At 68.9% G+C, this 13410-nt stretch carries 11 protein-coding genes; 5 read left to right on the top strand and 6 right to left on the bottom strand.

What is annotated here, in order from left to right; translation table 11 throughout:
- The first annotated feature begins 497 nt into the window (after nt 1-497).
- From yghU to ACT6XY_RS11165, 4 genes are all read left to right on the top strand, one after another.
- Entirely contained in the window at nt 498-1373 is an 876-nt protein-coding gene (gene yghU / locus ACT6XY_RS11150; RefSeq protein ID WP_444748411.1) for a glutathione-dependent disulfide-bond oxidoreductase, read from the top strand.
- Between the two features lie 390 nt (nt 1374-1763).
- Nucleotides 1764-3068, top strand: a complete 1305-nt coding sequence (locus ACT6XY_RS11155) for a methyl-accepting chemotaxis protein (RefSeq protein ID WP_444748446.1) — start codon at nt 1764-1766, stop codon at nt 3066-3068.
- A 147-nt stretch (nt 3069-3215) separates the two neighbouring features.
- Nucleotides 3216-4184, top strand: coding sequence for a TAXI family TRAP transporter solute-binding subunit (locus tag ACT6XY_RS11160; protein WP_444748412.1), 969 nt, complete (start codon nt 3216-3218; stop codon nt 4182-4184).
- A gap of 127 nt (nt 4185-4311) precedes the next feature.
- The gene (locus ACT6XY_RS11165) at nt 4312-6759 is read left to right on the top strand and encodes a TRAP transporter permease (protein ID WP_444748413.1); all 2448 of its coding nucleotides are present in this window, start codon (nt 4312-4314) and stop codon (nt 6757-6759) included.
- Here ACT6XY_RS11165 and ACT6XY_RS11170 read toward each other — a convergent pair.
- Nucleotides 6756-7256 (bottom strand): peptide deformylase, encoded by a 501-nt coding sequence (locus ACT6XY_RS11170; protein WP_444748414.1) that lies wholly within the window; start codon nt 7254-7256, stop codon nt 6756-6758. The two genes, ACT6XY_RS11165 and ACT6XY_RS11170, sit on opposite strands and share 4 nt — an antisense overlap.
- Before the next feature lie 270 nt (nt 7257-7526).
- Between ACT6XY_RS11170 and ACT6XY_RS11175 the strand changes: the two genes are divergently transcribed.
- Nucleotides 7527-9389 carry an ABC transporter ATP-binding protein gene (locus ACT6XY_RS11175; protein ID WP_444748415.1) on the top strand — a complete coding sequence of 621 codons (1863 nt, stop codon included), beginning with the start codon at nt 7527-7529 and terminating at the stop codon, nt 9387-9389.
- 233 nt (nt 9390-9622) lie between these two features.
- On the opposite strand, the gene thiL is transcribed toward ACT6XY_RS11175, so the two are convergent.
- From thiL to ribD, 5 genes are read right to left on the bottom strand one after another with little or no spacing between them, the layout of a single operon-like run.
- Entirely contained in the window at nt 9623-10615 is a 993-nt protein-coding gene (gene thiL / locus ACT6XY_RS11180) for a thiamine-phosphate kinase (RefSeq protein WP_444748416.1), read from the bottom strand.
- 47 nt (nt 10616-10662) lie between these two features.
- Nucleotides 10663-11148, bottom strand: a complete 486-nt coding sequence (gene nusB, locus ACT6XY_RS11185) for a transcription antitermination factor NusB (RefSeq protein WP_444748417.1) — start codon at nt 11146-11148, stop codon at nt 10663-10665.
- On the bottom strand, nt 11148-11633 hold the full coding sequence (gene ribH, locus ACT6XY_RS11190) for a 6,7-dimethyl-8-ribityllumazine synthase (RefSeq protein ID WP_444748418.1): 486 nt from the start codon (nt 11631-11633) through the stop codon (nt 11148-11150). The genes nusB and ribH overlap by 1 nt, the downstream gene beginning before the upstream one ends.
- 26 nt (nt 11634-11659) lie before the next feature.
- Nucleotides 11660-12274 carry a riboflavin synthase gene (locus tag ACT6XY_RS11195; RefSeq protein ID WP_444748419.1) on the bottom strand — a complete coding sequence of 205 codons (615 nt, stop codon included), beginning with the start codon at nt 12272-12274 and terminating at the stop codon, nt 11660-11662.
- Between the two features lie 3 nt (nt 12275-12277).
- Nucleotides 12278-13408 (bottom strand): bifunctional diaminohydroxyphosphoribosylaminopyrimidine deaminase/5-amino-6-(5-phosphoribosylamino)uracil reductase RibD, encoded by a 1131-nt coding sequence (gene ribD, locus ACT6XY_RS11200; protein ID WP_444748420.1) that lies wholly within the window; start codon nt 13406-13408, stop codon nt 12278-12280.
- Nucleotides 13409-13410 lie beyond the last annotated feature (2 nt).

Here is a 13410-nt window from a genome sequence, read left to right on the forward strand (position 1 = left end):
TAGCACTGCCGAAGTCTCGTCTTGACCGACCTGTTACCAGACCGGTCCGCAAGAACTCCGCCGCCTACGTTTCTCTTTCCCATATTCAGTTGTCAAAGAACCGGAACCCGGAGGCTCCCACCCAAAGGGCGACTGAAACCCACCTTCCAACCCGGAGGCCGGAAGCGCCATGCACCAGAAGGTGACTGAGAAGCTTCAGAGACGCAGAACCGGGCCGGTCAAAGCGCGGCGCCGCGTCGAGGAGGCGGCTTATAGGCCAGCCCGCTCGGGGGTGTCAACAGCCCTTTTTAATTTTTTTGGGGCATCACCCGCAAAGCCTGATCCTTGCTGGCTTCCGCGACAGAACAATGACGGCCGGTGCCCCCCGCCCTCGCCGGCGGATCCAGCACAGCCCTGCCGAGTCGCCGGGGGGATAGGGGAGCAGCCCCCTTCTCGTATAGGCTCGTGCCCTGCCCGCACCGCCGGGCCTTCACCACCCTCTGCACGGGATACCCGACATGACCGCTTCGTCCGACTACACGCCCCCGAAGGTCTGGACCTGGAACAAGGCGAGCGGCGGCCGCTTCGCCAACATCAACCGGCCCATCGCCGGACCGACCCACGACAAGGCGCTTCCGGTGGGCCGCCACCCCATGCAGCTCTATTCGCTCGGCACCCCCAACGGCGTGAAGGTGACGGTGATGCTGGAGGAGCTGCTCGCCCTCGGCCATGCCGGTGCAGACTATGACGCCTGGCTGATCCGCATCTCGGAGGGCGAGCAGTTCTCCTCCGGCTTCGTGTCGGTCAATCCCAATTCCAAGATCCCCGCCCTCCTCGACCGCAGCGGACCAACGCCCATCCGGATCTTCGAGTCGGGCGCCATCCTGGTGCATCTCGCGGAGAAGTTCGGCGCCTTCCTTCCCGAGGACCCGGCCGCGCGGGCGGAAACGCTCTCCTGGCTGTTCTGGCAGATGGGCTCGGCGCCCTTCCTCGGCGGCGGCTTCGGCCATTTCTACGCCTATGCCCCGACCAAGATCGAATATGCCATCGACCGCTACGCCATGGAGGTGAAGCGGCAGATGGACGTGCTCGACCGCCGCCTCGCCGAGAGCGCCTTCGTCGCCGGCCCCGACTACACCATCGCCGACATGGCGATCTGGCCCTGGTACGGGCAGCTCGCCAAGGGTCTCCTGTACAATGCCGGCGAGTTCCTTGAGGTCGAGAGCTACACCAACGTCGTCCGCTGGTCGGAACAGATCTTCGCCCGCCCGGCGGTGCAGCGGGGCCGCATGGTCAACCGGGTGACGGGCGATCCGGCGAGCCAGCTGCACGAGCGGCACGAGGCCAGCGACTTCGAGACGAAGACGCAGGACAAGGTGGGCGGTCCTGCCTGACGAAAGTCCCGGGGCGGCGCCCGCGCGACGCGTTCATGCCGCGCGGCGCCGCCTACCTGCCGACATCCGGCAGGATTCCGCCATGACGCGCGGAGTCAATGATGCATTGTTGCTTTCGCTCGAATACCCCGGTTTGACCTCGCGCAATCTTCGACGAAGGTAGCGCCCTATTTCGCTTTTTTGCGGCGTAAATTCAGACAATTTTTACGGAACCGGCGCACCGTCGCCTGTGACGGATCGTCTCACCGACAGATCCGCCGGCAAGTGCAGACCGCCGTTTTCCCCCAGCGACGGTAAAACCGTTCTGCCCTGCAGACGTCCTCTGGGAACGCCACAATGAAAACAATTCCTCACGGGGCCTCGGACGAGGCCACCGAACGCTCGTCTCGCATGCACTTCATGCGTATCACACCGGAGACGTCGGCGCTTCTCCGCGAGTTCTGGAAGATCGTCGAGCCAAAACTTCCCGACATCCTCGAAGCCTTCTATCGCCATGTCACCAGCGAACCGAAGCTCGCGGCCATGCTGGGCAAGGACATCCCGCGCCTGAAGACCGCGCAGGGCACCCACTGGGCCCGCCTTTTCGATGGCGCCTTCGACGCGAACTACATGCGCGGCGTGCGCACCATCGGCCATATCCACAACAAGATCGGCCTCGAGCCGCGCTGGTACATCGGCGGCTACAACATGGTGCTGAGCGAGCTCTCCGCCCATGCGGTGGCGGCCTACAAGTGGAAGCCGGCCAAGCTCGCCAAGGTGCTGAAGGCCGTCAACGCGGCCGTGATGATCGACATGGATCTCGCCATCTCCGTCTACCAGGAGGCCATGCTGGCCGAGCGGCAGGAGAGGCAGGACCGGATGAGCCGCGCCATCGAGTCCTTCAACGTCGAGATGACGACGTCGCTGAAGTCTATGGAACATTCCGCCGAGCAGCTGAGCACTACCGCCAACGGGCTCGCCGCCAATGCCGAGGAGACCACCCGGCAGTCGACGGCGGTGGCCGCGGCCTCCGAGCAGTCGGCCTCCAACGTGCAGACGGTGGCAGCCGCCTCCGAGGAACTGTCGAGCGCGGTGGCCGAGATCGGCCGCCAGGTCGGCCATTCCACGGAAATCGCCAACCAGGCGGTCAACCAGGCACGCCAGTCGAAGACGGTCATGGACGGCCTTGCGGAAGCGGCCCAAAAGATCGGCGACGTGGTCAATCTCATCGCCAACATCGCCGGCCAGACCAACCTCCTCGCGCTCAACGCGACGATCGAGGCGGCGCGCGCCGGCGAAGCCGGCAAGGGCTTCGCTGTGGTGGCCTCCGAGGTGAAGAGCCTCGCCAGCCAGACCGCCAAGGCGACCGACGAGATCGGGGTGCAGATCGCCGCCATCCAGGCCGCGACGAACCAGTCGGTGAGCTCGATCACCCAGATCGGCACGACGATCGAGACGATCAGCAACATTGCCGGCGCCATCTCGGCCTCGGTCGGCGAGCAACAGTCGGCCATCGAGGAGATCGCCCGCAATATCCAGGAGGCCGCCCGCGGCACCCAGGAGGTGTCGAGCAACATCGCCGGCGTCAGCCAGGCGGCCAGCGAGACGGGGACCACCTCCACCTTCGTCCTCACCGCGGCGAACGCGGTGGCGGACCAGACGACGAAGATCCGCGCCGGCGTGACCGACTTCTTCTCCACCATCAAGGCGGCCTGACGGGCCGTCCACCGTCGGTTCCGGGGGCCGGCCGCTGCGCCGGCCCCCTCGACGGGGCTTCACTTCCCTGCCCCGTCATGCTCTTTTCCTCGCGAACTTTCGCTGAAGGCCGGACGAACCGGCCCGCCCGTTCACGAGGAAACGTCGATGACCCTGCTGATCAACCGCCGCGCGGCGCTCGTCGCCAGCGCCTCTCTTCTCGGCCTCGCGGCCCCTGCCCTCTCCCAGGCCCGCCGCCGCCTGACCGTCGCCACCGGCGGCACCGGCGGCGTCTATTTCGTCTATGGCGGTGGCCTCGCCCGGGTGCTCACCGAGAAGGTCCCGAACGTCCAGGTGACCTCGCAGGTCACCGGCGGGTCGGTGGACAACATCAACCTGCTCTCGGCGGGAGACGCCGACATCGGCTTCTCGACCCTGGATTCGGTGATCGACGCGCTCAACGGCGTCGGGGCCTATGCCCGCGGCGGCAAGCGCGACGTGCGCCTCATCGCGGTGCTCTACGACAATGTCCTGCATACGGTGGCGACGACGGCGCTCAACTCGGTCGCCGACATGAAGGGCAAGCGCATCGGCGTCGGCTCGGCGGGCTCGTCGACGGAAGGGTGGGCGGACCGCACGCTGGAGGCCGCCGGCCTCAACCCGAAGACCGACATCATCCGCGACAATCTCGGCGTCGCCGAGAGCGCCAACGCCCTCGCCGACGGCAAGATCGCCGGCTTCTTCTGGGGCGGCGGCGTGCCGACAGCTGCCATCCGCGACCTCGCCCAGAACGGCCGCACGCCGTTCAAGCTGCTCGACACGTCGAAGGAGCTGGTCGAAATGGACAAGAAGTTCCCCGGCCTCTACCGCCTGTCGGTCATGCCGCCCAATTCCTATGCCGGCCAGACGCAGGCGGTGCAGGGCATCGGTGTCGCCAACGTCATGCTGGTCGACGCCAAGGCGCCGAACGATCTCGTCACCCTCATCCTCGAGGGCATGTTCAACAACCTGACCGACATGCAGGCCATCCACCCCGAGGCCCGCAAGCTGTCCCTGCAGAGCGCAGCGTCGAAACTGGCGGCGCCGTTCCACCCGGCCGCCGAGGCCTTCTACAAGGCGCGCGGCGTCTCGATGTAATCGCGGCGCGAAGACGGTCGAAGGGAAGCCGGAGCGGCGCGACCGTTCCGGCTTTTCCGCATCACTGCGCAGGGCGGCCGGCGAGAGCTCCGTCCGATCCGGCGGGCGCCGGCAGGGGAACAGACAGATGGCGGCAGGTGGAACGACACCGGCGTCGACGGCGGGCGAGCGCATCCTCACGGACGAGGAGATCGAGAAGCTGTCGTCGGATTCCGAGGGCGGACCGGCCCGGCGGGTCGGCGGATGGCTCGGCTGGCTGACGGCGGGGGTTTCCTTCCTCGTCGCCGCCATGGCGCTCTACTGGACGCAGTTCTCCATCACCACGACGGTCTACCGGGCGAGCTTCCTCAGCCTGTGCCTCGCGCTCATCTTCATCCTCTACCCGCTGGCGCGCCCCGGGTCGGACGGTATCACGCAGACGCGCCGTCCGAGCGTCGAGGAGCTGGTGGTGGCGCTCATCGCCATCGCCATGGTCGCCTATGTTCTGCACCACCCCAACCCGATGTTCACGGTGTTCGGGCGCTCGAGCTTCGGATACGGCCTCGGCTGGGCGCTGATCCTGTGCTTCGCCGCCTATCCGCTGCTGGTCTCCAACCGGTTCCTGGCGCGGCTGCAGCCGGCCGACTGGTTCTTCGCGGTGCTGGCGCTCTACACGGCCTGGTACCTCTCCACCAACATCGACGAGTACAAGACCCGCGCCATGCGGCCCTCGCCCGAGGAGCTGGTCATGGGCCTCGCGCTGATGCTGCTGGTGCTGGAGGCGACCCGGCGGACGGTCGGCTGGGTCCTGCCGGCGATCGCCGCCGCCTTCCTCATCTACTGCTATGCCGGCACGGGCTGGCTGATCCCCGACGTGTTCGAGCACCGCGGCTTCACGCTCAACCGCATCGTCGGCCAGAACTTCCTCACGCTCGAGGGCATCTTCACGACACCCCTCGACGTGGCGGCGACCTTCATCATCCTCTTCACCATCTACGGCGCGGTTCTCGACCGCGGTGGCGCCGGGCGGTTCTTCATCGAATGGGCCTTCGCCCTCTTCGGCAAGAACCCCTCCCCCTCGGCCCCCGGGCGCGCGGTGGTCGCCTCCGGGTTCCTGCTGGGCACCGTGTCGGGCTCGGGCGTTGCCACAACGGTGACTGTCTCGACCCTCGCCTGGCCCATGCTGAAGCGTTCGGGCTACGACCCGCAAGTGGCCGGCGGCATGCTCTCGGCGGCCGGCATCGGCGCGACCCTTTCGCCGCCGACGCTCGGCGCGGCGGCCTTCATCATCGCCGAGTTCCTCGACGTCGACTACCTGCAGATCCTGATCTACGCGACCATTCCGACGGTCCTCTACTACGTCTCCTGCTGGCTGATGACGGAGGCGGACTCCCGCCGGCTCGGCGTCGTGCCGGTGCGCACGTCGGAAGCCTCGGTGTGGGAACTGACCAAGCGCGGCGGCTACCACTTCATCTCGCTGGGCGCGATCGCGGTGTTCCTGGTGATGGGCTTCACCAGCTTCATGGCGGTCTACTGGTCGATCGTCGTCGCCTTCGTCCTCTCCATGGTGCGCGAGGACAGCCGGCTGGTGACGCGTGAGGCCTTCGGCATCGGCTGCGTCGCCATGGTCGGCGCCTATCTCTTTGGCGTCAGCGGCGCCGCGCAGCGCATGGGGCTGCAGGAACTCTTCAACGACCGGGCCTCGGTCGCGACGTTCTGGGGCATCGCCGCGGCGGTGGCCGCCTCGGGCCTGCAGAGCTTTGCCGCGACCCGCGCCGGCAGGCCGGTTCCCGCCGGTGGCACCGGCATGATCGACGCCCTCCTCGACGGAACGCGCTCGACGCTCGGCATCGTGGCGGTCTGCGCCTGCGCGGGCATCATCGTCTCGGTGGTGAACCTGACCGGCCTCGGCCTCACCATTTCCGGCATCATCATCTCGGCCGGCGGCTCGAACGTGTTCCTCATCCTCCTCATGGCGGCCCTCGCCATGTGGGTGCTCGGGCTCTCCGTGCCCGTGACGGCGAGCTACATCATCGCGGCGGTCATGCTGGTTCCGGCCCTGGTGAAGGTCGGAGTGCCGCCGGCGGCCGCGCATATGTTCATGTTCTACTATGCCGTGCTGGCGGACGTGTCGCCGCCCACTGCCCTCGCCCCCTTCGCCGCCTCGGCGATAACCGGCGGCGAGCCGTTCCGCACCACGATGCAGGCGTGGAAATACACGCTGCCGGCCTTCATCGTGCCCTTCATGTTCTGCCTGACGCCCGACGGCGCCCAGCTGCTGATGCTGGTGCCGACCGGCACCAATGCCGCGGGAGCCGTCGTCTACGGCATGCCGTCGACCTTCGGCGCATGGATGTCTGTGCTGTGGGTGACGCTTGCCGCCTGCATCGCCCTGGTCGGGTTCTGCATGGCCTTCGCCGGCTACGGCCTCGCCCGCGCCACGGCGACCGAAAGGGTCATCTGCCTCGCCGCGGGCTGCCTGCTGCTTGTGCCGCACGCCTACAGCCAGGCGGCGGGCCTCGCCCTGCTCACCGTGGGACTGGGCGCCCACTGGCGGCGTGTCGGCGGCACCGGCGGCGCGCTGCCGGCTGGCTAGCGCCCGCTCCGCAGCTTCTCGTAGCGGCGGATCGCCCTTTCGCGCTTCAGCCGCGACAGGCGGTCGAGCCAGAAGATGCCGTCGAGCTGGTCGATCTCGTGCTGGAGAACGACGGCGAGGAAGCCCTCGGCCTCGGCCCGTTCCTCAGCTCCGGACAGCGTGTTCCAGACGAGACCGATGCGGGCGGGTCGCTCCAACTCCTCGGCGATGCCGGGCATGGAGACCGATCCCTCCTGCTCGCGCTTGAGCTCGGGCGAGGTCCAGAGGATCTGAGGGTTGACGTAGAGCCGCATCAGCGCGTCGTCGGCGAGACGGATCGCCACCAGCCGCTGCGGCACGCCGATGTGACAGGCGCTGAGACCGATGGCGGGGGCCGCGACCACCGTGTCCATCAGGTCCTGCGCCAGCGATTCAAGGGCTGCGTCGAATTGCTCCACGGGTGCCGCGCGCAGCTTCAGGCGCGGATCGGGATACATGACGAGCGGTCGTGCCGGCACCGGAACTCTCCTTCGGATCCCCGTTCCTCTAGACGAGGACCCCAAAGCACAAAAGGGGCCCGAAGGCCCTCCTTTGCCCATTCGGACGCCGTGGCCTGCTCCGCCGATGGGCGCTCTCCGGCACCCGGCGCGGCGCGCGACCGCGCGTCGTCCACAGCATCGGCGCCATGCCCGCGGCGGGTTGCAATGGAATGGATGTTGCATGAGGATGCGAGCCCGGCGGAGGCCCCGGCCCCGCACAGAAACCTTTTCAAGCGAGTGACATTCGACGTGAGCGCACTGCCCCAGTCTGCCGCCGATTCCCTGGCCCCCGTCCCGAATGCCGGCCCCGTCCTGTCGGTGTCCAACCTCGTCACCTCGTTCCTGCGCGAGGGTGAATGGAACGCGGTGGTGCGCGGCGTCTCCTTCGACGTCGGCCCCCGCGAGACGGTGGCCATCGTCGGCGAATCCGGTTCCGGCAAGTCTGTGACGGCGCTGTCGATCATGCGCCTCATCCCGCCGCAGAGCGGCCGGGTCGAGGGCAGCATCAAGCTGGCGGGCCGCGAGCTCACCACGCTGCCCGAGAAGGCGATGCACCACGTGCGCGGCAACGAAGTCGCGATGATCTTCCAGGAGCCGATGACCTCGCTCAATCCGGTGCTGACCATCGGGTTCCAGATCGCCGAGGCCCTGATCTACCACCGCGGCATGTCGCGCCAGGAGGCCGAGGCCGAGACGGTGCGCCTCCTCGAGAAGGTGCGCATCCCCGCCGCCAAGTCGCGCTTCCACGAATATCCGCACCGCTTCTCGGGCGGCATGCGCCAGCGCGTCATGATCGCCATGGCGCTGGCCTGCCGGCCGAAGCTCCTCATCGCCGACGAGCCGACGACGGCCCTCGACGTGACGATCCAGGCGCAGATCCTCGAGCTCATCAAGGTGCTGCAGGAGGAGGAGGACATGTCCGTCCTCTTCATCACCCACGACATGGGCGTCGTCGCCGAGATCGCCGACCGCACGGTCGTCATGTACCAGGGCAAGGCCGTGGAGGCCGGCGAGACAGGGCAGATCTTCGCCGCCCCCGCCCATCCCTATACCAAGGCGCTGCTCTCCGCCGTGCCGCAGCTCGGCTCGATGACCGGCATCAGCCGGCCGATGCGCTTCCCCATCGTCGACAAGGCGACGGGCGAGAGCGACGTGCCGGTGGAGACGCCGGACACGGTGAAGGCCGCCGAGCGGCCGGTGCTTGAGGTCTCCGGCCTCACCACGCGCTTCGACATTCATTCCGGCCTGTTCGGCAAGGTTTCCGGCCGCGTCCACGCGGTGGAGAACGTGTCCTTCTCGCTCCATTCCGGCGAGACGCTGGCTCTCGTCGGCGAGTCGGGCTGCGGCAAGTCCACCACCGGCCGCTCCATCCTGCGCCTGATCGAGCCCAATGCCGGTTCGGTGCTGGTGGACGGCGAGGACGTGCTCGCCATGGACGGCGGCAAGCTGCGCGACATGCGCAAGCGCATGCAGATCATCTTCCAGGACCCCTTCGCCAGCCTCAACCCGCGCATGTCGATCGGCTCCGCCATCGCCGAGCCCTTCTATGCCCACGGCCTCGCCACGGGCGCCGAGGCGCGCGACCGGGTGGCCGACCTGCTCACCCGCGTCGGCCTGTCGCCCGACATGGCCTCGCGCTATCCGCACGAGTTCTCGGGCGGCCAGCGCCAGCGCATCTGCATCGCCCGCGCCCTCGCCCTCGGCCCGAAGCTGATCGTCGCCGACGAGGCGGTCTCGGCCCTCGACGTGTCGGTGAAGGCGCAGGTGGTCAACCTGATGCTCGACCTGCAGGCGAGCATGGGCCTCGCCTACCTCTTCATCTCCCATGACATCGCGGTCGTGGAGCGCATGTGTCACCGCGTGGCGGTCATGTATCTCGGCGAGATCGTCGAGATCGGCCCGCGCGCCGCGGTCTTCGGCAATGCCCAGCACCCCTATACGAAGAAGCTGATGTCGGCCGTGCCGATCCCGGATCCGGCCCGCCGCCTGCAGAAGCGCGGCGTGTCGAACGACGAGATCAAGAGCCCGGTGCGCGCGCCCGACTACGTGCCGCCCGTCCGGCAGTACCGTGAGGTGTCGCCCGGCCACGTGGTCATGGCCTGGGAAGAGTGAGCGCTGCTGCGCTGGAAATGGAAAAGGCCCCGGTTTCCGGGGCCTTTTTCGTGTGCGGTGGATGCCAAGGAGGCGGCTGGGAGGCACAACGCTTTCCGTCATGGCCGGGCCTGTCCCGGCCATCCACGACTTGAATACCGCGCGTCGAAAACAAGTCGTGGATGCCCGGCACAAGGCCGGGCATGACGCGGTGGCGTGGGCGGCGCCAGACTCCCGCGAAGAGAGTGGCCCTCTCAGAAATGCTCGAACCGGCTGGAGGCGAAGGAGAGCACCCGCCCGTCCGCCATCCAGGTCACATCGGTGCCTTCCGTAACCTTGCCCATCACCACCAGAGGGACATCGGCCGCCGCCGCATCCTCGCGCAACTCGTCGAGCCGCTCCGGCGGGCAGGCGAGCAGGACCTCGTAGTCGTCGCCGCCGGTGAGGACGCGCTCCCGCAACGCCGGATCGATCGCCAGCGCACGCGCAGCGGCGGACGAGAGCGGCACCGCCGCCGCATCGAGCCGCGCCCCGGTGCCGGATGCCGTCATCATCTTGGCGAGGTCGCCGACGAGCCCGTCCGACACATCCATGGCGGCGGAGGCATGGCGGGCCACGGCCGCGGCGAGGGCGACTCGCGGCCGGGGGCTGAGATAGCGGTCGACCAGATGGGCGCGCTCGTCCGGCGCGAGCAGGCGCAGCCAGTCGGGCGACGCCGCGGGCTCGCGCTCGGCCCGCCGGGCGACGAGGCCCAGCGCCCCATCGCCGATCGTGCCGGTGACGCATAGGACGTCCCCCGGGCGGGCGCCTCGGCGGCGGACGGTCCGGGCGGCGCGGCCGAAAGCGGTCACGGAAAGGGTCAGGGGACCCGGCACCTTGACCGTGTCGCCGCCGAGCAGCGGGCAGCCATAGCCGCCGATATCGGTCGCGAGGCCCTCCGCGAAAGCGCCGAGGAAATCAGTCGTCCAGTCCGGCGGCAGGCCGAGGCCGAGGAGGAAGCCGGTCGGAACCGCGCCCTTGGCGGCGAGATCGGAGAGGTTGACCCTGAGCGCCTTGGCGGCAATTAGGCCCGGCGGGTCGTCGGGGAAAAAGTGGACGCCGGCGATCGCCATGTCCATGGTCACGACGAGGTCGCCCTCGCCTTCCGGGACCACGGCCGCGTCGTCGGTCAGTCCGTCGGCGCCCGCGGTGGTGGCGAGCGGTGCGAAGAAGCGGGCGATCAGATCGTCTTCGGACGGACGTGTCATGCGGCGATGATGGCGGAAAGCCCGGGGGAAAGGGAGGCCCGCGGTCCTCAGCCCTTCGGAGCCTCGCCCATCTCGGCGGCGCGCACGCGCTTGGCGATCTTGTCGAGCACGGCGTTGGCCATGCCGACCTCCTCGCGGTCGACGAAGGCATCAGCCACGTCGACATATTCGGTGATGATCACCTTGGCGGGCACGTCAGGCCTCTCGAAGAGCTCGTAGGCGCCGGCGCGCAGCACGGCGCGCAGCACCGCCTCGATGCGGCGCAGCGGCCATTCGTCGGCGAGGATGCGGTCCACGGCCACGTCGATGCGCTGCTGCTCGCGCATCACGCCCTGGATGATGTCGCGGAAGAACTGGTGGTCGGCGGGCAGATAGGTCTCACCCTCCACCTCGCGGCCCATCCAGAAGGTCTGGAAGGAGCCGATGACGTCATTGATGTCGGAGCCCGCGACATCCATCTGGTAGAGCGCCTGGACGGCGGCGAGCCGTGCGGTGCCGCGCTTGTTGGCCTGTTTCGGGCTGGTCTCGGCCATCACGCCTGCTCCGCCGCGCGCTTCAGGCGGATCATGGCGAGGCAGGCCTTCGCCGCCCCGCCGCCCTTGTCGAGGTCGCTGCGGCGGGCGCGAGCCCAGGCCTGGGCGTCGTTCTCCACCGTCAGGATGCCGTTGCCGAGCGGCATCTTGCGCGCCACAGACAGGTCCATGAGGGCGCGGGAGCTTTCCTCGGAAACGATCTCGTAGTGGGTGGTCTCGCCGCGGATGACGGCGCCGAGGGCGACCGCACCGTCGAAAGGCTGGCCGCGCGCCGCCGCCGCGTCCATCAGGATGGCGATGGCGGCGGGAATCTCGAGGGCGCCCGGTACGGTGTGCACCTCGCAGGTGGCGCCGACCTCGGCGATGGCGGCCTTCGCGCCCTCCAGCAGGGCGTCGGCGAGATCGTCATAGAAGCGCGCCTCGACCACCAGCACGCGGGCATGGGTCGGGATCACGTGCTCGGGCGCGGAACGCGGGGCGGCCATGGCAGGTCCTTCGGAATGGGAGCGCTCTAGTAGCCCCCCGCCTTCGCCTCCGCAAGGCGCGCCGCGTAACGGGCCATCATGTCGACCTCGAGGTTGACCCGGTCGCCGGCCCCGGCCGCGCCCCAGGTGGTGACCTGAAGGGTGTGCGGGATCATGGTGACCGTGAAGGTATCGCCGGTTACGCCGTTGACGGTGAGCGAGGTTCCGTCGAGGGCGACCGAGCCCTTTTCGGCGATGAACTTCGCCAGTTCGCGGGGCGCGCGGAAGACGAACCAGGCGGTGCCGTCGCGGTCCTCGCGCGAGACGATCTCCGCGACGCCGTCGACATGGCCGGTGACGATGTGGCCGCCGAGCTCGTCGCCGATCCGCAGCGAGCGCTCGAGGTTCACCTTCATGCCCGTCGCCCAGGTCCCGAGCGTTGTGCGGGCCAGGGTCTCGCCGGAGGCGTCGATGGTGAAGACGGTGCGGGCGTCCTGCTCGGCGAGCGAAGTCACCGTCAGGCAGATGCCCATGTGGCAGACGGAGGCGCCGAGCGGCAGGCTATCGGCGGGATAGGAGCAGGCGATGGCGAGGGTCCGCGCCGTGCCCTTCTCCTCGACGGCGACGATCTCGCCCACATCGGTGATGATGCCGGTGAACATGGGTCAGGCTCCCTGGGGGACGGTCGGATCGGGGCGGAAGGTTTCGATGCGATCGCAGCCGGCCATGCGGCTCTCAGCGAGCCGGTAGCGGGCGGGCATGGGCTCGATGAAGCCGGGGACGCCATCGCCGAGCGCCGCCGGCGAATGGGCGACGATGATCTCGTCGGCGAGTCCGGTGCGCATCAGCGTGGCGCCGAGGATCGGGCCGCCCTCGCTCATGACGCGGGTGATACCGCGGGCGGCGAGCAGGCGCAGCGCGGCGCCCATGTCGACGACGCCGTCGGGCCGGCGACTCACCAGCATGACCTCGCAGCCCGCCTGGCGCAGGGCGCGCTCGGCCTCGGGCGGCGCACCGACGGTGGAGATCACCCAGGTCGGCACCTCGCGGGCGGTTTCCACCAGACGCGACGCCAGCGGCAGGCGGAGCTTCGAATCGATGATGACGCGGATCGGAGAGCGCGCCTCCATGCCGGGCAGACGGCAGGTGAGCAGGGGATCGTCGGCGAGGACGGTGCCGATGCCGATCATGATGGCGTCGGCCATGGCGCGCACCAGGTGGAGCTGGACGGTCGCCGCCGGGCAGCTGATCTGGGTGCGGGCACCGCCCGCCGCCGCAACATAGCCGTCGGCGGAGAGCGCCATCTTCAGCTGCACGAAGGGTCGCCCCTGCCGGACACGGATGAAGTGGCCGCGGTGGTCGAGGGCAGCCTCCGCCGCTCCCGGTCCGACGTCGACGGCGATGCCGTAGGCCCTCAGCATGTGGAAGCCGCGGCCGTGGACGCGCGGGTCGGGATCGCCGATGGCGCAGACGACGCGGGTGATGCCCGCGCGCGCGAGCGCATCGGAGCAGGGCGCCGTGCGGCCGTAGTGCGAACAGGGCTCGAGCGTCACATAGGCGGTGGCGCCGCGCGTCGCGCCGGGGCCGGAGACGGCGAGCGCGTGGGCGATGGCGGTTGTCTCGCCGTGCGGCCGCCCGCCAGCCTGGGTAACGCCGCGGCCGACCACGACGCCGTCTCTGGCGATGACGCAGCCGACAGAGGGATTGGGCCAGGCGAGGCCGAGATGCCGCCGGCCGAGGCGCAGCGCGTGGTCCATGTGCGCGCGATCGAGCGCCGTGAAGGCGTCCCCGTCCATCA

Source organism: Phreatobacter sp., assembly GCF_052440005.1.
Lineage (GTDB): Bacteria > Pseudomonadota > Alphaproteobacteria > Rhizobiales > Phreatobacteraceae > Phreatobacter.

Bases quoted from the DNA above. Each gene is read 5' to 3' on its own strand.
- ACT6XY_RS11155 (WP_444748446.1), top strand. From the start codon at position 1,764: ATGCACTTCATGCGTATCACACCGGAGACGTCGGCGCTTCTCCGCGAG.
- thiL (WP_444748416.1), bottom strand. From the start codon at position 10,615: ATGACACGTCCGTCCGAAGACGATCTGATCGCCCGCTTCTTCGCACCG.
- nusB (WP_444748417.1), bottom strand. From the start codon at position 11,148: ATGGCCGAGACCAGCCCGAAACAGGCCAACAAGCGCGGCACCGCACGG.
- ACT6XY_RS11165 (WP_444748413.1), top strand. From the start codon at position 4,312: ATGGCGGCAGGTGGAACGACACCGGCGTCGACGGCGGGCGAGCGCATC.
- ribH (WP_444748418.1), bottom strand. From the start codon at position 11,633: ATGGCCGCCCCGCGTTCCGCGCCCGAGCACGTGATCCCGACCCATGCC.
- ACT6XY_RS11195 (WP_444748419.1), bottom strand. From the start codon at position 12,274: ATGTTCACCGGCATCATCACCGATGTGGGCGAGATCGTCGCCGTCGAG.
- ribD (WP_444748420.1), bottom strand. From the start codon at position 13,408: ATGGACGGGGACGCCTTCACGGCGCTCGATCGCGCGCACATGGACCAC.
- yghU (WP_444748411.1), top strand. From the start codon at position 498: ATGACCGCTTCGTCCGACTACACGCCCCCGAAGGTCTGGACCTGGAAC.
- ACT6XY_RS11160 (WP_444748412.1), top strand. From the start codon at position 3,216: ATGACCCTGCTGATCAACCGCCGCGCGGCGCTCGTCGCCAGCGCCTCT.